Source organism: Rhizobium rhizoryzae (assembly GCF_011046895.1).
In the GTDB taxonomy this organism is placed as follows: domain Bacteria; phylum Pseudomonadota; class Alphaproteobacteria; order Rhizobiales; family Rhizobiaceae; genus Neorhizobium; species Neorhizobium rhizoryzae.
Map to the genome: position 1 here is coordinate 819,132 of NZ_CP049249.1, position 19,631 is coordinate 838,762.

Sequence of the window (19,631 nt, forward strand, 5' to 3'; positions counted from 1 at the left end):
GATGGCGGAGCGAGCAACTTCAAAAGGTCTCTTTCTTTCAGATGTTGTGATCCGTCTGGGCACGGTAACGCTGATCGATCTGACTGCCGACGTCGCGCCCGGTTCGGTTCTCACCATCATGGGACCGTCGGGATCGGGAAAATCTACCTTGCTCTCCTTCATTAGCGGCTTCCTCAATCCGGTCTTCGACGCCAGAGGTGCCATGTTCGTTGACGGTGTCGATTTTCTTGCATTTAGGCCGGAAGAACGTCGCGCCGGGATTTTGTTTCAGGACCCGCTGCTGTTTCCCCACATGTCGGTTGGCCGCAACGTGTCTTTCGCTATCCCGGCGAGTGTCTCCGACCGGCGTCAGCGTCAGCAGATCGCGGCAGATATGCTGGCGGAGATGGATCTCGGTGGATTTGATGACCGGGACCCTGCCACGCTCTCCGGCGGACAGAAGGCGCGGGTGGCGCTCGCCCGTGTTCTTGTCTCCCGCCCCAGGCTGTTACTGCTCGATGAACCCTTCGCCAAGCTCGATATGGACCTGCGCGCCCAAATGCGGACCCTGGTGTTCGATCGTGCAAAGATCGCCGGTCTTCCGGTCGTTCTCGTCACCCATGACGAGGCTGATGCCCAGGCCGCTGGCGGCCGAATTTATCGCATAGGGCTGAAGGGAACCGCCCATGGGTGAGCAGAGCGAAACGATGGCTCCCATTTTGCTTCTCGGCGGTGGCCATGCCCATGTCGAGGTGGTGCGTCTGCTGGGGAAGGCAGGGCTTGGTGCGCAGATCAAGCTGGTGTCGCCGTCGCGTCAGACGCCGTATTCCGGCATGCTTCCTGGCTACATCTCCGGGGAATACGGATTTGACGATTTCCATATTGATCTGGCTACCCTGTGCGCACGCTCTGGCGTCGAGTTTGTTGAAACCGCTGCAACTGGGATCGACGTTGATCGCAGATTTGTCTTACTGGCGAATGGCGAACGCCTTCGCTACGGTCTGCTCTCAATCAATATCGGCTCCGTCCCATCAGTGCCTGGAGGTCTATCGGTTGGAATCTCCGTTAAGCCGATCGCGAGCTTTACTGATCGCCTTGCGCAGCTTGATGCTTTGGTCGCAGAAGGACGGATCTCGAAACTTTCAGTCGTTGGGCAAGGGGTTGCCGGCATCGAGGTGGCCTTCGCGCTCAAACGCCGGTTTGAAGGGCACAGCGTCAGTATCAGCCTCGTTGGTCGAGCAGCGGAGGTTGTTCCAGAGCGGAGTTGTCGCGCCCGGAAGATGCTGGAGCGGGAATTGCGAAACGCAAAAATTGTTCACACTCCAGCTTTCGATGTCCTGGCTGTTGAGGATAGTGAACTCATTGCCCGCGACGAACGGCGACTTGCCGTCGATGAGGTCATCTGGACGACGTCCAGCGGTGCACCTGCTCTCTTGCGGGATACTGGCCTTCTTCTCGACCAAGACGGTTTTATTCGCGTGGATCTTACCTTGCAATCTCTATCGCATCCGGATGTCTTCGCGGCCGGGGATGTCGCTTCACTGCCTGATCCGCGCCCCAAGGCTGGTGTCTTCGCTGTTAAGGAGGGACCGATCCTGGCAGGGAATATCCAGCGCTTCCTCTCTAAAAGGCGCATGAAGTCCTATCGGCCGCAATCTTCTTGGCTGGTGCTGATCTCGCTCGGAGACGGGCGGGCCATTGCAGACAAATGGGGCTTTGCGATTCTTGGATCTTGGGTGGCCAAATGGAAGCATCGCATCGATAGTCGTTTCATGCGGAAATATCGCTAATGGTTCTCAAGGTTCCGGCATCTGCCTTTGAGGGTGCTGCGAATGGATGCTTATTTCGGTCTCGAACCACCAACGCATGTCGCGTAAAAGTGTCCAGCGGTTTTGCGATAACGACACGCGTCAAAGCAAAGAGTTAAAGCGGCAGGAGCGGATCTGGAAGATCGCGATGCGCTTTAGAGAAGCGGTTGCTGGTAAGCGAACGGCGCCTCGTTGGAAATTCGCATGGGTTTGCATCGAATGACGAGCATCGCCACCATTTCAATTTGAGGATTGAGATGGTGGCGACACATAATTGTCAGGCAGCGACCTGATCGGACTGGGGCCTGTCTGACTGACGCCGGCTTGAAACAGTAAGGATGACTGCGCCGGCGACACCTGAAACAAGTGAGCCCATCAAAATCCCGATCTTGACGTGATCCTGAACCACTGGATCGTTGAAGGCGAGCAGCCCGATGAACAGCGACATCGTGAAGCCGATCCCGCAAAGAAGAGCCGTGCCGGCGACCTGACCCCAGCTCGCCTGGGCTGGAAGCTGCGCCAATCCAAGCTTGACCAGCAGTGTGACAATACCGAGCACACCCACCAGTTTGCCAATGACAAGACCGCCGGCAACACCCATCGTCAAAGGCTCGCCGAACACAGAGAAGCTCAGCCCGGAGAGCGAGACGCCAGCATTGGCGAAGCCAAAGATCGGCACGATGATGAATGCAACGGGCTTGTGGAGCGCATGCTCCAGGCGATGAAGCGGTGATTCATCTGGCATTGCTTCTGGCGTGCCGGGGGTAAGCTTCAACGGAATGGTCAATGCCAGCATGACCCCAGCCAGTGTAGCATGAACGCCGGAAGCAAAGACGAGAACCCAGAGCACTCCGCCCAATGCCAGGTACGGCCACAGCACCTTGACCTTCATCTTGTTGAATATGAAGAGATTGCCCCAGACAAGAGCTGCCCCCATGAGCGCAAAGAGATTCAAATCTGCCGTATAGAAAAGGGCAATGACAATCACGGCGCCGAGGTCGTCGATGATCGCAAGCGCTGCCAGAAAGATCTTGAGTGAGGCTGGAACCCGTGATCCGAACAACGAAAGGACGCCGAGGGCAAATGCGATGTCGGTTGCGGTGGGTATCGCCCACCCTTGAAGGGCCGCCGGATTGTCGCGATTCAAGAGAATATAGAAAAGTGCTGGAAACGCCATGCCGCCTGCAGCGGCGGCACCCGGCAGCACCCTGCGGCTCCACGTCGAAAGCTGTCCGTCAAGAATCTCACGCTTGATCTCCAGGCCAACCATCAGAAAAAACACTGCCATCAAGGCATCATTGATCCAGTGCTGGAGACTGAGCGGACCGATGTACACGTGTAAAATATGGAAATAGTCTTCGGCCAAGGGAGAATTGGCCGTTACGATTGCCAGGAGAGCGACTGCCATAAGCACGAGGCCACCTGAAGCCTCATTTTCAAGAAACCGCCGAAGTGTGGAATTGATGCGACCTGAATTTGATGTCGAAGACACAGGTTCACGCTCCCTTTGCTGGAAGTTGATCTTAGTCTCCGTCGATTTCGGGGGAACCCGCAGCGCACGCAGCACGCGCTATAGAACAAGAGTATAGTGGACCTATGAGGAAGTTTCCACAAAAACCGAAATATTTACCCAAACAAACGTCTCGATCACGCGATTGTTTGGTTCAGTCATTATCATTCGGTATGTTCAACAAATGGCCGCAAGCCTTGCAGTGTACAGCATCAACCTCGTGCCGTTGCAAACCGCACTTCTCACAGGGATACGACACCTTGTAAGGACGGACGATTGACTGCGCGAGCCTGACAAACAGGGAGATGCCGACAATCATCGTGACGACTGACGTTAGTTTCCCGAGGGGGCCTGGCAGTGTAATGTCACCAAATCCTGTCGTCGTCATCGTTGCGACGGTAAAGTACAGCGCGTCAACGAAACCGATAAGGCCGCTCTGGTGATAGAAGAATGTCGTATAGACGAAAGAGGTGGCTCGGTTTGTCTGAACAGTTTCGGGCGTTTCGCTAAGTGGATTTCCGCCTCGATTATGCCGCCACCATTATTGGTGCGAGCGCGTTGAAGTAGGCCTGATCCGGTGTTTGCCGGTCAAGGGATGAATGTGGGCGTCGGCTATTGTAAAAGGTCAGATATCGGCCAATGCCGACGCGAGCCTCGGCCACTGTTTTGTAGGCGTGGAGATAGACCTCCTCGTATTTGATCGACCGCCAGAGCCGCTCGACGAAAACGTTGTCGCGCCACGCACCCTTGCCATCCATCGAGATTGCGATTTCCGCCTTCTTCAGCACCGCCGTGAAGTCGACAGAGGTAAACTGCGATCCCTGGTCCGTATTGAAGATGCCGGGTTTGCCATAACGGACCAGAGCTTCCTCGACTGCTTCGATACAGAAGGCCGCTTCCATCGTGATCGACAGCCGCCATGAGAGCACGCGGCGACTGAACCAATCGACGACGGCGCAGAGATAGACAAAGCCCCGCGCCATGGGGATGTAGGTCAGGTCCATTGCCCACACCTGGTTGGGTCGGGTGACCGCCAACTTGCGCAGAGTAGTCGAGATGCAGTTCGTCGATCCGCCGCATCAAGGCCAGATCGCCGTCAGGCATTGGACGTGGAGAATAATAGACGCTTCCACGGCTGAAGCCGAGCAGCTTCGCCTGGCGCACGACGGATAGCTTATGCTCGCGGTCGATCATTTCTTTCCGCCCAGCAATCCCGCCTTGCCGAGCGCACCGGATAAAAAATCGTTCTCCAGTGTCAGTTCGCCGATCTTGGCATAAAGCGTTTTGACATCGACGGTTGGACCGGCCGGTTCGGCCTTGGTTTCATCGCCGAAAACGCCTGTCGCCCCCTCAAGGAGCTGGTCTTTCCACTGTTTGATCTGGTTGGCGTGCACGTCAAACTGCTGGGACAACTCCACCAGCGTCTGCTCGCCTCGGATGGCGGCGAGCGCCACTTTTGCCTTGAAAGCCGGGCTATGGTTCCGGCGCGGTCGTCTCGTCATGGTTTCTCCTGTTGCCGGCATCTAAGCCGAAGTCAGGCAGAAATTCCACTTATCCCGGCTGTTCAGATTTCCCGAGCCAGCTCTGAACGCTGTCACCATGAACAGGAAGACGAGAAAATTCAGTGATGCTCGCGCCACGTCCCTGTAGGGATGACAGCCAAGCCGTCTGAGGATCACGGAAAAGAGCGGGCTCTCGCTCACCGCCCACAGGCGCATCGCGCGTAGGAATGCAAAGTTGAAGAGCGCATTCGGGAACAGCAGCGTGGCGAGAATGACGACATCAATCCACGTCATGGGCCTCCTTAGGAACACGCCGAGAGATCCGGTTGCAAAGGCGCGCGCAGCCAGTTCCGCGAGGATCCAGAGCGCGATCATATAGTCGATGATCAGATACGACGGTCCGCTGCGCAGAAATGGTCCGAATATAAAGAATGAGATGATGCTCACGTCGATGATGGCAAGAATTGCTTGCCAACGAAGCGCCCAGGCGTCTCGTCCACGCTCTATGCGCCGCAACTTCATCTGCAAAATCGCGAGGCGGGATGGAAATGATCTCTTACTGCGCGTTGTATCTGTCATTCTCACTGGATAGTGGGCGACCACGGACGTGGTCAACATCAATGGCTGGCAACGTAGCCAGCACAACACAATCCGTTCTTCAGGTTGAAGAGGATGGAGCCAAATCCGGTCTTGCGCATTTCCCTCTGCGAAAGATGTCTAATCTGTGGCGATCTTTTGTCGAATGCCGAGACAGAGCCAAAGTGGATATTTCAAATCAGTTGCGCGGTGTTTGTCCGAGGAGAGGTTTAGGTAGATGAAATCATTCATTGTCAATCCACCAGTTTTCTATGGATCGGTTATCATCATCACCTTGTTTGTGGCTGTCGGCATTGTGCTGCCTGGTCAGGCAGAAGCTCTGTTCAGCACCGTTCAGGGCTTTATCCTCGGGACGTTCGGCTGGTTCTATCTCCTTTCAGTCGGCATTTTTCTGGCTGCCATGCTGCTCTTATGTTTTGGCAGGTACGGACAACTCAAACTAGGACCGGACGACTCTGTTCCAGACTTTCGGTTTCTCTCGTGGATAGCAATGCTGTTTGCTGCGGGTATGGGCATCGGGCTGATGTTTTACGCCGTCGGCGAGCCCATGACTCATTACATGGCGCCACCGACCGCCGAGCCGAAAAGCATTGCGGCCATGCGCGAAGCCATGACAGTGACTTTTTTCCACTGGGGCATTCACGCCTGGGCCATTTATGCCGTTGTTGGTCTGTCTCTGGCCTATTTTGGCTATCGCTATAATCTTCCGTTGACCGTTCGCTCTGGCCTCTACCCTCTGCTCAAAAACAAGATCAACGGTCCAATTGGACATGCAGTGGACATTTTCGCCATTGTTGGCACCATGTTCGGCATCGCGACCTCACTGGGACTAGGCGTGGCGCAGATAAATGCAGGGCTTAACCACCTGCTCGGCGTACCAATCAGCACGACTGTCCAGCTGTTTCTGATCGTTCTGGTCACCGGTATGGCTACCGTCTCGGTAGTCACGGGTTTGGATAAGGGTGTGCGCATTCTCTCCGAAACGAACCTTATCGTCGCAGTTCTACTCATGCTGTTTGTTCTGGTCGCCGGGCCGACCACGCAACTCTTGAGGGACTTTGTTCAGAACATTGGTCTCTACCTCGACACTATCGTGCTGCGGACATTCAATATCTACGCCTACGAGCCGACCCCGTGGATCGATTCCTGGACGTTGTTCTACTGGGCTTGGTGGATTTCCTGGTCGCCATTTGTGGGCATGTTCATTGCCAGGATCTCGCGCGGCAGAACCGTGCGCGAGTTTATTGCCGCGGTTCTCTTCATTCCTGCAGGTTTCACGTTCTTCTGGATGACAGTGTTCGGCAACACGGCGATGTTCATTGATACGGGCGCCGCTGCTGGTGCGCTGGGTGCTGCGATCTCCGATGACGTGTCGGTCGGACTTTTTCGCTTTTTCGAGTATCTGCCTCTTCCCGGCATCACCTCAACTTTGGCGGTCCTGCTGGTCTCGATCTTCTTCATCACCTCTGCAGATTCCGGGGCACTTGTGGTGGACTCGATAGCCGCTGGCGGGGAGACGGAGACGACAACCGGACAGCGCATCTTCTGGTGCTCGATGGAGGGAATTGTAGCGGCCTGTCTACTTGTTGCAGGCGGACTGGGTGCACTTCAATCCGCTACCGTTGCCAGTGCTTTGCCATTTACCTTTGTCATGTTGGCGCTTGTCGTTTCTCTCTATCTTGGCATGCGGCAAGATCTGGCGCAGAGGGAGGTGCACAACGTTCGCGGTGCCGTTCCGGCAGAGCCAGCCTCCGGGCAAACCTGGCAGCGTCGGCTTGCACTGATACTGGCAACGACAACAGAAAAAGAAGTCGTTCGCTTCATCGATGAGAAAGTCGCACCTGCTTTAGACAAAGTCGCAGCGGAGCTCCAATCGAGAGGTCGGCCAACGGTCGTCGAGCGGGGCGCTCCGGGCCTGGTGACATTACGTTCTCCGGCCTCGGACGTGCGTGACTTTATTTATGGGGTCACAACGCAACATCATCGTGTCGCGAGCTTCACAACGATACGGGCCGGGCAAGCGGAATACCGCTATGAAGCACGGACTTTCTTTTCCAGCGGCAATAGCGGCTATGACCTGATGGGCATGACCCAGGATCAGATCATAAGTGACGTCCTCATCCAGTTCGAGCGTTACCTGCATCTGGTCCATTCACCGGAGTTCCAGCTTGTCCACGCGGCCCCGGAACATACGGCATGAATAACTGGAAATGACCTCGGGTGAAGACGGGATGTCATTTCGGGAACGGCCTTTTTGGAGTACCTACATCGATGAAGTCAAAGTGGCAGTGGTGGTTCGGCCAGGTCGTACGCCGCATTTGGTTCAGGGCAACACTGTTTTCACTGGCAGGGGTTTTCACCGCTTTGCTGGCAGTTGCCGTTTCGCCCTACATACCCCAGGATCTGCCAACCAAGATCGGTGCTGACGCTGTCGACAAGATACTGGGCATCATCGCCTCGAGCATGTTGACGGTGACGACGTTTTCGTTGACCACGATGGTATCTGCTTATTCTGCAGTCACAACGAATGTCACTCCGCGGGCAACCAGACTGGTGATGGAAGATAGTACGACTCAGAATGTGCTTGCCACCTTCGTCGGCTCATTCCTGTTCAGCCTCGTGGGGATAATCGCACTGACGACGGGATATTACGGAGACCGCGGACGCGTCATTCTTTTCGTGGTGACGATCGGCGTCATCATCCTGATCGTTGTAACCCTGTTGCGCTGGATCGATCACCTTTCCCGGCTGGGGCGCGTAACAGAAACCACGCAACGTGTTGAGCAGGCTGCGATCGAGTCATTGAAAGCCTGGTTGGAGACGCCACATCTTGGAGGTAACCGACTGCAAGAAAACGACAAGCGGGTTGGAAAACCAAATACAGCAATCTTCCAACGACAGGTTGGATATGTTCAGCATGTGGATGCAGGCATGCTGTCCGAGATCGCTGATGAATTCGATGTCGAAATAGCTGTTGTTGCGATAGCCGGAAAGCTGGTGTCACATACCACACCGCTTGCCTGGGCAACTGGGCAGATCAGGGTAGAAGTATGCGAGCGCATAGCGAATGCGTTCACGATTGGCGACGTCAGATCCTTCGATCAGGATCCTCGCTTTGGAGCCGTCGTTTTATCAGAGATCGCTTCGCGAGCCTTATCTCCAGCAGTGAACGACCCGGGGACTGCGATTGACGTCATCTCTCGTGGAGTCCGGATGCTTGCGACTTGGGACGAACACTGCCGAGAACGCGATGTGCGCTATCCCCGCCTTTTCGTAGCGCCAGTTACCCTTGATGAGCTGTGTGATGATCTTTTTGTGCCGATTGCCAGAGATGGAGCCGCAAATGTCGAGGTTTCCATACGCCTCCAAAAGGCATTTCACATCCTTCACGGCTTCAAAAACGGGAATTTTGAAAAGGTAGCGTGCAGACATTCGGCAGCCGCTGTTAAGCGATCTGAAGCATCGGCGATGGTGGAAGACGATCTTGAGCACGTTCGGCGTCTGGCAGGACTGATGGCTCGCCCTTCGCAGTGAACTCCTGCGCGTCGGCAGGCTGCACTAGGCAGCGTGCCGTGAGCCTCTGCCTTCTACCACGCCAGACACTTTGAAGTGCGAGATTAATTCAAATAGTTTGGATGCCTCGTGCGCCAGGCTTTGTGACGCTGCATTTGCTTCTTCGATTGAAGCTGCGTTCCGCTGAGAGCCACTATCCAGCGCATTGATTGCGCCTGATACCTCATTGATACCGATACTTTGCTCCTGGCTCGCCGTGGCAATGGCAGCGACATTCGCATCGACTTGCTGCACCTGCTCGACGATCTGCTTCAAGGCTGTGCCAGTTTTATTGACCAGAGCTACACCTTGGCTGACACCTGCGGACGATTTGGCAATGAGGGCCTTGATCTCTTTCGCGGCGCTCGCAGATCGCTGGGCCAGCTCACGCACCTCCTGTGCTACGACCGCGAAGCCCTTTCCGGCTTCACCGGCACGCGCTGCCTCGACACCCGCGTTCAGAGCAAGGAGGTTGGTCTGGAAGGCAATCTCGTCGATCACGCCGATGATGTTGGCAATTTCCTTTGAGGATGACTCGATCTCACCCATCGCTTGGGTTGCCTGCCCCACTATTTCGCCAGATGCCTCCGCAGCGCCCCTGGTCGTGGCAACGAGTTGCTTTGCATCATCCGCGCGCCTACTGGCGTCCTTGACGGTAGTGCGTATCTCCTCAAGGGCTGCGGCAGTTTCCTCGACTGCTGCTGCCTGATGCTCTGCGTTTTTAGCAATATCGTCTGAGACAGAGTGAATCACGTTTGCATTGGACGAGAGGAGCTCGGCTGAAGCTTTGATCGTTGAAACGATCTGATCAAGCGCTGAGGCCGCTGCGTTGAAATCTGCGCGAGTTTGTTCCAGCGCCGGATCGATCTTTGCGTCCATTCGCGTCGCAAGATCACCTTTCGCGAGCCGACCTATATTTTCGCTGAGCTGGCTGACCGCCTCCATTCGTGACGTGATATCAGTGGCAACCTTGATGACACCGTAGACACCGCCACGGGAGCTGAAAACGGGCGTATAAGCCGCTTGGATCCAGACCCTTTTGCCACCTTTGCCAATGCGCACAAAGTTATCCGAGATGAACTCTCCTGCCTGCAACCGCTTCCAGAACTGAGCATAGTCTGGAGTTTCACGATATTGTGGGTCGCAGAACATACGGTGGTGTTGTCCGATCACCTCCGACTCATGATAACCCATCGCGGTCAAGAAGCGCTCGTTCGCATGATGGATTGTCCCATCGGGGGCGAACTCGATTATCGCCTGAGACTGATCGATCGCACGCAGGCGATTGTTGTCATGGAGAGCCGCTATTTTAGTGGCCGTGATGTCAGAGGCCAGTTTGAGAATTCGAACGACCTTACCACCGTGGAACACCGGGCAATACGACGCTTCAATCCAGACATCTTCACCATTCTTATTCTGCCGCCTGAACTGACCACTCTTTACCTGCCCATTTGCGAGGTCTCTCCAGAAAGTCTGTGGAGTGCACCCCGTTTCACCGGACATGTCGGCTAGTTTGATTTAGCCCTGATGAACTGCCGAGGGGAAGCCATCTTGAGCGCGGAATGGGGATGGATTTCGTTGTAGTCGTCGATCCATCCGTCGATGAGCCGGAGCGCTGTTTCGGCGTCCGTTAGTGCTGCGATGCGGATATAGTCCCGCTTCAGGGTTTTGACGAAGGCTTCCGACATGCCATTTGACTGCGGACTGGCCACCGGCGTGAAGCAGGGTGTCAGATTGAGCGCCTGGGCAAACAGCCTCGTGTCCCTCGCGGTGTAAGCAGAACCATTGTCCGAGAGATGCTCGATTGCCTGCGGGGCTCGGGTTGCCGCGAACCGCTTCTCGACCGCCTCCAGCATCATGTCGCGCACGTCAGAGCCGGAGATGCCCGCGTTGGCGACCGCCGTCCAGGCGATGATCTCGCGGTCGAAGGCGTCGATAATGAAGGCGAGACGAATGACCTCACCATTCCAGCAGGTGAACTCCAGACCGTCCGAGCACCAGCGCAGGTTCGAGCGCATGACCATGACTTTGCCGTCGTGGAGGCGGCCCTTGCGAACGGCCGTGTGCTTCTCCAGCAGCATGGCGTGGTCGCCCATGATGCGATGAACCCGCTTGGCGTTGACGACAGGCTTATCGGCGGCTCGCCTCTCGCGATTGAGGAGCGCGGCGATCCGCCGATAGCCATAAGTTGGCCTTTGATCCACCAGCCTACGGATTATGGGCAGAATCTCTGCATCCTCGGCCTTGTGATAGGACCCGCGCGGCCTTGATCGGCCTTTCAGCCGCTCGACAAGGTTGGAACGGGATACGCCCAGCGTGTCGGCGACGGCCTTCATCGGGAACCGTCCTTCGGCAACAAGATCGGCCGCGATATCCGTTTTTTTGAGTCCGCTTTGGACAAGGCTTCCCGGAGGATTTCGACCTCCATGGTCTTGCGGCCGAGCATGCGCTCCAGCTCGCGGACACGATCCTCCAGCTTCTTCACTTCCGAATTGCCGACAACCGGCTCGTCAGAATCCACGGCTGCAGCACCTCCCTCACTCAAGAGCCTGCGCCAGCGGTAAAGCAGATTGGGCGCAACGCCATGGCGGCGAGCGGCCGAAGACACCGTCTCGCCTGGTTCGAAACTCTGCTCGATGATTGTCAGCTTCTGCTCGGTTGTCCAGCGCCTGCGGCGGACATCACCGGTCAGCAATTCAACGTGTCGATACTCGTTAGACATAAGCCTGTCCTCAAGCCTGTGCTTGAGCCTTTCTGCTTATGCCGACTGTCCGGTCGAAATGGGGGGCAGTTCAGTCTGATAGTCTGGAGATTGCCGAATTGCATCCTCACAGAATATGCGATGATGTTTCCCAACTATCTCACTCAGTTGATATTTAAGTGCGTTGCAGAAATTCTCGTTTGCGGAGATGACGGTACCATCTGGATTGAACCAGATCATGGCGAGAGACTGCGATATAGCGCGGACATCATCGGCAACACGCCCTGCACTGAAAACATCTGCAAATAACATCGCACCCTCCTATAAATCTAGCTAGATCTAAGATCTGCTTATTTAATGCAATCTGAATTAGGGACCTCAAAACACATAGACGAAAATTAGTACCGCGCTGTTTTATCTCAATATTCTAAATGATTGGGTTTTAAAGCTTATTCCAAAGTAGAATTGATTAAACGATTAATCATCTATGCTCATCAACATTGAGGTCTCAGGCTTGCATTGAGGAAGTCGGAGACGCGCCCCATTGACTCCTAATATGATGAGAACATAATAGGAACATATGCCGTATGAGAGCGGCCTGCCCCTTACGTTAATCGTCGCAACGTGCCTCGGCGCGAAGGAGAAGTCATGTCTGCCTGTGAGCGAATTGAGATAGATGAACCGTCAGAAGTTGAGCTGGCTCTCGCCCATCATGACGGAGATCCGGTAGCAACCATTGAGACCTTGCTTGCTGACCTGCGTCATCTGCGCCGTCAACTCATCCTCGCTGAACGCGCCATGAGCAGAGGCATCACAAGGGGCTGGAGACCTAGCTTTGAGCGCGACTAATACTTGCCAGGAGTTATGGAGGCCTCACCTTCTTCCAAAGAAACAAAGTTCCTCGTCTCTCCTATGCCCATGAAATCGGTCGGTTTATCAGGCTGTATTGCATCGTCTGCAAGATTGGCCGTTGGCGGTGTCGGTTCGGTTACTAGGCTGGCTGCCATTTTGCTGGCACTGATCTTGGTGCCCATAATCTGGCTGCCTGCTGGCAGGAGGCCGTTAGCAGCCTGAGAGCAATCCCCATCACAATCGCGTTTCAGCAATTGAGCCTAGCCGTGATGACGATCCTTGGAACAAAGCGTTTCTTGCTTGCGATTGAATGAACCGGCGCACCTATTGCTGTCTCCAATTTTGCCATGACCGCAGCAATCGGTTTGCTGGTGGTCAGCTTGTCCAGGCTTGAATACCTTGTCGAGCGTGACGCAAACCCGGATCAGTCTATCACGCTCGCTGAAGTCAATGTCAGTCGCAAGTTCATCATGAAGATCGCGGCTTCTAACAAAATGACCTTCGCGCCTGCCAAGGCGCTCAAGGATGCACTGAACAAGTGATCTCTGACATGGAGAGCCACGCCCTGTCGCGCGGGGCATCCCGGATCAGTCCGGGTTTGACCGGGACCAGATGAGGGAAAGGCCTTCCTTGCCTTCGACCTCGATCAGCGTTGCGTAGATCGGAGCGGGAAGCTCGGGTCGTCGAGCTTGACCGAGAGATAGTCGCGGCCTTCATTCGAGGTTTTTTTCCAGGCTGCGCCGAACTCCGTTGCCCCTGCGAGGATGCGGTAGTCGGGGCCTTTGTCGGCGGTGCGCTCGACGGTGCGGATGGTTGCCTTGACATGCAAGTTGAGGGTCTTGATGGTGCCGGTGAAGCCGTTGCCGGAAGCGGTGAAAGAGCCGATGGTTGCCATTGTCATAATCCTTTTCGGCTGTTCGGGCCGCATCCATCGCGTCCTCGATGGCAGTCGATAGGACCGGAGACGATCGGCCCGCATACAAAGAACCGAAGCGGAGTGGAGGACGGCCTGGGAGAGGCTTTCTTGGCTATCGCGAGGAATGGGCGCTTCAGCGAACAGGGGAAGAAGACGATCCGGCCGTTGCGGATGCCGATCGAGCAGAGCACCGCGAGGCGGTCTTTGGTCAGCCATGTCCCATCGAGACCGCAGTGGACGTGCCAACTTACCGGATCAAGGGATACGGCACTGGCATCATCTGCGCGCCCGAGAAATTGCATGCCGGAGCCGCCCGGCCTCTCCTGACCGAGTGCTAAAGTCAAATACCAAAGCTTGCTGATCGCAGTTCTCCGTCGGGACTGATACTGTTCCACCGGGGCCCGTGAGAGGCTGCTGGAAAAGGGAGAGATTTAGGCGCGCTTCGGAATCTCAAGTTTGGCGCCGTGCACCACACGTTGCAGCAGACTGGATTGAGCGCCGAAGAACGGGCGCCCAATGGTTTATTTTCCTCGTAGCTTCAACCGCGCAGATCTACCCAGCGGTCAGGGCTGCTTCTCGGTAACCGTTGCAAGCGGAGCGGCTTCGTTTTCAAGTGACAGCCGCGCTCTCGGCCAAGCGCCTTCGTCCGCGCCGAGCACACTCTGAAGCCAGGCGAGCGTGAGACGTCGTGTTGCCTCCAGCACATCTGGTGCTTCAGTCTCTGTTTCCTTTGCGTCGAGCGCTGCGATCCCGCCAAGGCCATGCCCGACCCCATGCATCATCAGCATTGCTTTAGCGCCCGGCGCATCATGGAAGGCATCCGCATGCCATTCGGGGCCGCGCGTCGTAAAGTGCGGGTTGTCCATATCACCGCAAACGACGAGGCTCTGTGTCGAGAGCGTCGAGAAGTCGACGTCGAAGAACGGAAACCGCGCAGCACTCTCAGGCGTCATGTCCCTGCCGCCGCGTCCCGGTGTTGTCAGGAGAACGCCGGCCGAGATTCTTGGATCGGAAAAGTCCTCACCATTCACCTGCGCGCCGAGCAGGAGCCCAACCGTATGGCCGCCAAAGGAATGGCCCACTGCGCCGATGCGTGCATGATCCATCCGACCAGCGACTACCGGCGCCTGCCGTTCAATCTCGGCCAACTGGTCAAGGATCGCCTTCATCTCCTCGACACGTTCGCGCCAGAAGAACGGTGCGCCCGATGAATTCGCAGGCAGGCCGCCAACGCGAGAACTCGCATGGGTGGGCTGGATCACGACGAACCCTCTCTCCGCCCAGAACTGAGTAAGTGGAGCGTATCCGTCCTTTGACGGGATATAGTTCGAGGGACCGTAGCCATGTGACAGAAGCACGATCGGCAGGTTACCTCCCGCAGCGGGCGCGGTGAGACGCAGTTCCAGCGGCTGGCGGCCCGGTATCGAAAGACGAATCGGCGTGTAGGCCACGGTGAGAGTGGGTTCAGGTGTGGGAATATGCTTTGCGAGATTGATCAGATTGTTCATGGGTCTGGACCTTCAAAGGTGGATTTGGATTGTGATGTTCAGGCGAGCAAATGGCTCGCTCGGCGGAACGAGGTTTCCGCGTCGGCACCGGCGGGGATCTTCATCGGCGCGTCGATCTCTGTCACAGACCGCCAGACGGCCTCTGCAACCGCGTCGGCCGTCGTAAACTCAGTGCCCGAACGAAGCTTCGTCATATAATCCTGGACGAATTCGCTATATGGCTCTGGAATTTCCATGCCCATCCGCGAGACAGCATTTTTGCCGAAGCCGGTCGTCGGTGCAGAGCCAGGCAACACAAGTTTGGCACGGATGCCAAACATCGCCGCTTCGAGCGCGAGGCTCTCCGTGAATGCGTTGAGGGCCGCCTTGCTGGCGCTGTAAACCGCAAGTGCTGGGAGCGGCCTTATCGTGACGGCGGAGCTGACATTGACGATGACGCCTGAGCGACGGGCCCGCATCTGCGGGAGAACAGCTTTTGTCATCGCGATCGCGCCGAAGACGTTTGTCTCGAACAGTTCGCGGATTTTCGCCATCTCTGTGCCTTCCAGCACATTGAGCATGCCGACGCCGGCATTGTTGACCAGCACATCGATCGGGCCGGCGGTTTCGACCGCCTTCGCGATGCTATCCGGATTCGTGATATCGAGCGGCAGGATTTCGAGCCGGTCGTTCGACGGAAGAAGGTCGTTTCGCGGCGTGCGCATGGTCGCGACGACGTCCCACCCGCCGCCCAAGAATTTCTGTGCGATGGCGAGGCCGAACCCGGATGAGCAACCGGTGATGAGGATCTTTGGCATGTTCCGTCTCCTGACATTTAACTAGGCTAAAGATGGACCTAATCACTCGGACCTGCTATATGCGTATGTCCGAGTATGTTTAGCGTAAGTCCGAATGATGACTGATCCGGTCGCCGAAGTTGTTTCCTTGTTGAAGCCGAGCCCTTCGATCTCGAAGCTGGTAACGGGCGGCGGTCGGTGGCTGGTTGAGCGTACGGAGCTCGGGAGCCCTTTCTACTGCGCCGTCGTCGAAGGCCGTTGCCTGATGACGATCGCCGGTCGTGACCCAATGGTGCTCACTGCGGGTGACTTCGTCCTGGTCCCGAAGATCTTCTCATTCACGATGAGCAGCATGGAGCCGCCGCCACGCGGCGCACTTGCCCAACGTCTGGAGACCAGCCCCGGCGTCTTTCGGCTGGGCGATCCGGAAGCACCGGCAGAGATCAAGGCACTGGTCGGGCACTGTGCATTCGGCTCGGATGACAAGGCCCTTCTCGTATCGCTGCTGCCGGAGGTCATCCATATCCATGGTGAAGGGCGACTGATGGCCCTGGTCCAGATGATAAACGAGGAGACGCGAGCTGACCGGGTCGCGCGTGAGATGGTGCTTCATCGGCTGCTTGAAGTGTTGTTCATCGATGCGCTACGATCAGCAGCCAATGCCAAGGCGCCGCCGGGCCTCCTGCGAGGCATGGCCGATCCGCTGCTGGCGCCGATCCTGCGACGCATCCACGCAGATCCGGGTCGCAGCATGACGGTGGAGACGCTTGCCCAGGAGGCTGCCATGTCTCGTTCGACTTTCTTCGATCGTTTTCGCAAGGAAGTAGGGGTTGCGCCGATGGAGTATGCGACCGGATGGCGCATGGCGCTCGCGAAAGAGTATCTCCGCGAGGATGTTGCAATGGCCGAGATCGCGGAGCGCGTCGGCTACGGATCGACAAGCGCCTTCAGCGTCGCCTTCAATCGGCATGTAGGAATGCCGCCTGGCGCCTATTCGCGCGCAGTTGCTGCTGCGGCTTAAAGCGTCCGATCCTTACTCGCCTATATAGGCGGCCAGCTCTTCGGGCGTTCCCTTTGGAAAAGCCTGCTTGAGGAAGTCGAGGAAGGCAGAGACCCGCGCGCTCAGGAGACGCCGCGACGGGTAAAGCGCGCAGAGCGCGATTTCGGATCCCTCGATGTCGCCCCAGTGCTGCAATGTCCCATCAGCGATATCGTGGCTCACAAGCGAAATCGGCAGGCGTGCGGCCCCGACGCCTGCCCTCACCGCATCCCGCACCATGATGAGGGACGACAGGAAGAGAACCGAATCTACCCTGATCTCAGCAGATCCTTCGGAGGTCATAATATTCCAGGTCTCCGGACCTGTCCCTCCCCGAACAACGCCCGGAACCGACTGACCGTCGGCGGGTCGTGGAACGGCTGCTGAACGCGGAACGCTGGACCGACCAGGCAGCACTGAGTGCACATCTCGATGCGGAGGACACCAAGACGTTCGTTGCGCGGTGGCAGGGACGCATGCGGGGGGATGTGAGGAAGTTTGACGCCTCGAACGAAAGAGCCTGCTCGACTAGCGATTTTCAAGGAGCCTATTGGACGAATGCACTCGCGGGTGTGAAGTCCGTCCAAGCCCTTAAGAACCTGCGGCCGGCCAGTCATTTGCCGGTTCCTCTATTTCGCCTTCCAATGCGTCATCCGCTGGGTCCGGATCACGATCATTGGCAACCTGGAGGCGCTCGATCTGCTCGATCGCGGCCTGAAAAACATCAGCCTGTCGCGCGCCGGAGACAACCGCCCGATCAACCAGGTTCGCAAGACCGCTTTGAAACTCTTGGCGCCAGTCAATCATTTCAATTTCCTCTTTTTGCTCGGTTTTTCGGATAGCTCGATCCAGACGGGCGCATGATCGCTGGTGTGCTCCCAGCCGCGCACGTGTTTGTCGACTTCTGCTTTTCTCAAGCGTGCAGCGAGGTCGGGGCTGAGCAAAAAGTGATCTAGCCTTAGTCCGGCGTCGCGCGCGTAGGCGTTTCGGAAATAATCCCAGAACGTGTAGATGCGCTCACCGGGATGAAGTTCGCGCAACGCATCCGTCCAGCCCTGGCCGACCAGATCGCGAAACGCTTCACGCACTTCGACGCGAAACAGTGCATCGTTCGTCCAACGCTCGGGCTTGTAGACGTCGAGCTCGGTCGGCATGACATTGTAGTCACCGACCAGCACGACCGGCACTTCAAGCTCCAGCAATTCGGCGGCATAGGCTTGCAGGCGCTGAAACCAGCGCAGCTTGTAGTCGAACTTTGGGCCAGGATAGGGGTTGCCGTTTGGCAGATAGAGGCCACCGATCACCACCCCATCGACGATGGCCTCGACATACCGGCTCTGCTCATCCTCCGGCTCTCCCGGCAGGCCCTTGCGCGTCAGGTGCGGCTTCTGCCCGCGCGCGAGGATGGCAACTCCGTTCCAGGATTTCTGGCCATGCCAGACAGCGCCATAACCAGCGGCGGCAATGGCCTTCGCAGGGAAGTTGGCGTCGGGTGCCTTCAGCTCCTGGAGGATGACCGCATCCGGCTCCGCCTCGTGCAGCCACCGAAGCAGAAGATCGAGGCGACCGTTTACGCCATTGACGTTATAGGTCGCGATCTTCACTTGCGCTTGTGATCGCCCTTGTCGCCCTCACCCGGCTTGGCATCGTGCTTCGCGTCATGACGCTTGTCGGCGGACAGGGAACGGCCGACATCGACGGACTCCTTGAACTTGCCCTCTTCGTCTCGGCGGACGTAGCGTTTGTCGGTACCGGTATCGATGAGCTCACGCTTGCTCATGGGACTCTCCTGCAGTTGCGATACGTCAATAACTCGCGAGGCTACGAAAAGATGCATCGATTCTAGCAGCTTGATCCTGCTCCCCAGGTTGCATCGAAGAACTGAATCAAGTCATTGAAAAAGAGTCGCTTTTCGGGCCGGAACGATTCGCTCACTGATTCGGTTGAATCGCCAAAGTTGCGTTTCGTATGGAGAGTTCGATGGCAGGTCAGCGCGCCCAGTGGAAAGGGTTCATAAAGTTTGGCGAGGTCTCGGCCGGGGTCGCACTCTATACCGCGGCTTCGACATCGGACCGCATCACCTTCAACACCATCAACAAGGCGACCGGAAACAGGGTCAACCGCGTCTTCATCGACAGCGAGACCGGAGAGCTCGTCAAAAAGGAGATGCAGACCAAGGGCTTCGAGATTGAAAACGGCCAGTACATCGTCATCGACCCTGACGAGGTCGCCGCGACAATCCCCGAAAGCAACAAGACGCTTGAGATCGAGGCGTTCATCCCGTGCTCTGATGTCGATGATGTCTACTTCGACAAGCCCTACTACCTGACCCCTGACAAACTCGGATCCGAAGCCTTCGCGGCACTGCGCGACGGGATGCGCAAGTCGAAGGTCGCGGCAATCGCCAGGACGGTGCTGTTCCGGCGGATGCGAACGGTCTTGATCCGCCCGCACGGAAAGGGCCTGATCGCCACCACCCTCAATTACGACTACGAGGTCCGCTCGTCGAAAAAGGCATTCGAGGAGATGCCGAAGATCAAGATCGAGGGTGAGATGCTCGATCTGGCGAAGCACATCATTTCGACCAAGAAGGGTGACTTCGATCCCGCCAGCTTTGATGATCGATACGAGGCCGCGCTGGAAGAACTCGTCAAGGCCAAGATCGAGGGCAAGTCGATACCAAAGCGCAAAAAAGTCGAGGTTTCCAAGCCGAACGACCTGCTTGCCGCCCTACGGGAGAGCGCTGGCATGATGAAGGCGACCGACGAAAAACCGAAACGCACTGCGGCCAATGCCAACAAAGGCGTAGGCCTTAAGAGCGCCTCGCGCGGAGCTGCGGCGAAGTCCGCCGCTTCCAAGGCGGCCTCGCAGCGCAAGTCGGCTTGAGGGGG

The 19,631-nt window shown here is 56.8% G+C and carries 18 protein-coding genes and 4 pseudogenes; 8 read left to right on the forward strand and 14 right to left on the reverse strand.

Going from position 1 to position 19,631, the window contains the following annotated elements; all coding sequences use genetic code 11:
* The first annotated feature begins 1 nt into the window (after position 1).
* Positions 2 to 673: an ATP-binding cassette domain-containing protein gene (locus G6N80_RS04525; protein ID WP_165132353.1), complete on the forward strand. Its 672-nt coding sequence runs from the start codon at positions 2 to 4 to the stop codon at positions 671 to 673.
* Complete coding sequence (locus tag G6N80_RS04530) at positions 666 to 1,769, forward strand: FAD-dependent oxidoreductase (protein ID WP_165131632.1); 1,104 nt, start codon at positions 666 to 668, stop codon at positions 1,767 to 1,769. The genes G6N80_RS04525 and G6N80_RS04530 overlap by 8 nt, the downstream gene beginning before the upstream one ends.
* A gap of 295 nt (positions 1,770 to 2,064) precedes the next feature.
* On the opposite strand, the gene nhaA is transcribed toward G6N80_RS04530, so the two are convergent.
* The 4 genes and pseudogenes from nhaA to G6N80_RS04550 all read right to left on the reverse strand — a co-directional run bounded on the left by nhaA (position 2,065) and on the right by G6N80_RS04550 (position 5,321).
* On the reverse strand, positions 2,065 to 3,279 hold the full coding sequence (gene nhaA, locus G6N80_RS04535) for a Na+/H+ antiporter NhaA (RefSeq protein WP_183898032.1): 1,215 nt from the start codon (positions 3,277 to 3,279) through the stop codon (positions 2,065 to 2,067).
* A 172-nt stretch (positions 3,280 to 3,451) separates the two neighbouring features.
* A pseudogene (locus tag G6N80_RS04540) lies at positions 3,452 to 3,769 on the reverse strand (potassium channel family protein); the annotation flags it as partial.
* 55 nt (positions 3,770 to 3,824) lie between these two features.
* Positions 3,825 to 4,799 (reverse strand): annotated as a pseudogene (locus G6N80_RS04545) (IS3 family transposase).
* Between the two features lie 21 nt (positions 4,800 to 4,820).
* Complete coding sequence (locus G6N80_RS04550) at positions 4,821 to 5,321, reverse strand: hypothetical protein (protein ID WP_165131634.1); 501 nt, start codon at positions 5,319 to 5,321, stop codon at positions 4,821 to 4,823.
* Positions 5,322 to 5,613: 292 nt separating this feature from the next.
* Here G6N80_RS04550 and G6N80_RS04555 point away from each other — a divergent pair, with 292 nt between their 5' ends.
* Both G6N80_RS04555 and G6N80_RS04560 read left to right on the forward strand, forming a co-directional pair.
* Entirely contained in the window at positions 5,614 to 7,596 is a 1,983-nt protein-coding gene (locus G6N80_RS04555) for a BCCT family transporter (protein WP_165131636.1), read from the forward strand.
* Between the two features lie 71 nt (positions 7,597 to 7,667).
* A complete protein-coding gene (locus tag G6N80_RS04560) occupies positions 7,668 to 8,930 on the forward strand; it encodes a DUF2254 domain-containing protein (RefSeq protein ID WP_062553808.1) in 1,263 nt (420 codons plus the stop codon).
* 24 nt (positions 8,931 to 8,954) lie between these two features.
* Here the strand turns inward: G6N80_RS04560 and G6N80_RS04565 are convergent, their stop codons facing one another.
* The 3 genes from G6N80_RS04565 to G6N80_RS04575 form a co-directional block, all read right to left on the reverse strand.
* Positions 8,955 to 10,451: a methyl-accepting chemotaxis protein gene (locus G6N80_RS04565; protein ID WP_165131638.1), complete on the reverse strand. Its 1,497-nt coding sequence runs from the start codon at positions 10,449 to 10,451 to the stop codon at positions 8,955 to 8,957.
* Positions 10,452 to 10,456: 5 nt separating this feature from the next.
* Positions 10,457 to 11,670, reverse strand: a protein-coding gene (locus G6N80_RS04570) for an IS3 family transposase (protein WP_165131640.1) whose coding sequence is annotated in 2 segments (ribosomal slippage) — positions 10,457 to 11,334 and positions 11,334 to 11,670 — 1,215 coding nt in all. Because the reading frame shifts where the segments join, the coding sequence is not laid out codon by codon here.
* Between the two features lie 36 nt (positions 11,671 to 11,706).
* Complete coding sequence (locus G6N80_RS04575; protein WP_165131642.1) at positions 11,707 to 11,961, reverse strand: PAS domain-containing protein; 255 nt, start codon at positions 11,959 to 11,961, stop codon at positions 11,707 to 11,709.
* A 336-nt stretch (positions 11,962 to 12,297) separates the two neighbouring features.
* On the opposite strand from G6N80_RS04575, the gene G6N80_RS23310 reads away from it, so the two are divergent.
* Positions 12,298 to 12,498 carry a hypothetical protein gene (locus G6N80_RS23310; RefSeq protein ID WP_062553806.1) on the forward strand — a complete coding sequence of 67 codons (201 nt, stop codon included), beginning with the start codon at positions 12,298 to 12,300 and terminating at the stop codon, positions 12,496 to 12,498.
* 350 nt (positions 12,499 to 12,848) lie between these two features.
* A complete protein-coding gene (locus G6N80_RS04585) occupies positions 12,849 to 13,043 on the forward strand; it encodes a hypothetical protein (RefSeq protein ID WP_062553804.1) in 195 nt (64 codons plus the stop codon).
* A gap of 45 nt (positions 13,044 to 13,088) precedes the next feature.
* Here G6N80_RS04585 and G6N80_RS04590 read toward each other — a convergent pair.
* From G6N80_RS04590 to G6N80_RS04600, 3 genes and pseudogenes are all read right to left on the reverse strand, one after another.
* Positions 13,089 to 13,396 (reverse strand): annotated as a pseudogene (locus G6N80_RS04590) (DUF736 domain-containing protein).
* 584 nt (positions 13,397 to 13,980) lie between these two features.
* Positions 13,981 to 14,925, reverse strand: a complete 945-nt coding sequence (locus G6N80_RS04595; RefSeq protein ID WP_165131644.1) for an alpha/beta hydrolase family protein — start codon at positions 14,923 to 14,925, stop codon at positions 13,981 to 13,983.
* Positions 14,926 to 14,963: 38 nt separating this feature from the next.
* A complete protein-coding gene (locus G6N80_RS04600) occupies positions 14,964 to 15,722 on the reverse strand; it encodes an SDR family oxidoreductase (protein WP_165131646.1) in 759 nt (252 codons plus the stop codon).
* Between the two features lie 97 nt (positions 15,723 to 15,819).
* Here G6N80_RS04600 and G6N80_RS04605 point away from each other — a divergent pair, with 97 nt between their 5' ends.
* On the forward strand, positions 15,820 to 16,722 hold the full coding sequence (locus G6N80_RS04605) for an AraC family transcriptional regulator (RefSeq protein WP_165132359.1): 903 nt from the start codon (positions 15,820 to 15,822) through the stop codon (positions 16,720 to 16,722).
* A gap of 12 nt (positions 16,723 to 16,734) precedes the next feature.
* On the opposite strand, the pseudogene G6N80_RS04610 reads toward G6N80_RS04605, so the two are convergent.
* From G6N80_RS04610 to G6N80_RS04625, 4 genes and pseudogenes are all read right to left on the reverse strand, one after another.
* Positions 16,735 to 17,154, reverse strand: a pseudogene (locus tag G6N80_RS04610) (LysR substrate-binding domain-containing protein); the annotation flags it as partial.
* A gap of 177 nt (positions 17,155 to 17,331) precedes the next feature.
* A complete protein-coding gene (locus G6N80_RS04615) occupies positions 17,332 to 17,547 on the reverse strand; it encodes a hypothetical protein (protein WP_210300919.1) in 216 nt (71 codons plus the stop codon).
* Positions 17,544 to 18,344 carry an exodeoxyribonuclease III gene (gene xth / locus G6N80_RS04620; RefSeq protein ID WP_165131649.1) on the reverse strand — a complete coding sequence of 267 codons (801 nt, stop codon included), beginning with the start codon at positions 18,342 to 18,344 and terminating at the stop codon, positions 17,544 to 17,546. The genes G6N80_RS04615 and xth overlap by 4 nt, the downstream gene beginning before the upstream one ends.
* A complete protein-coding gene (locus G6N80_RS04625) occupies positions 18,341 to 18,520 on the reverse strand; it encodes a hypothetical protein (RefSeq protein ID WP_062553798.1) in 180 nt (59 codons plus the stop codon). Before G6N80_RS04625 ends, xth begins: the two co-directional genes overlap by 4 nt.
* A gap of 200 nt (positions 18,521 to 18,720) precedes the next feature.
* Between G6N80_RS04625 and ku the strand changes: the two genes are divergently transcribed.
* Positions 18,721 to 19,626, forward strand: a complete 906-nt coding sequence (gene ku, locus G6N80_RS04630; RefSeq protein ID WP_165131652.1) for a non-homologous end joining protein Ku — start codon at positions 18,721 to 18,723, stop codon at positions 19,624 to 19,626.
* The last annotated feature ends 5 nt before the right edge of the window (positions 19,627 to 19,631 follow it).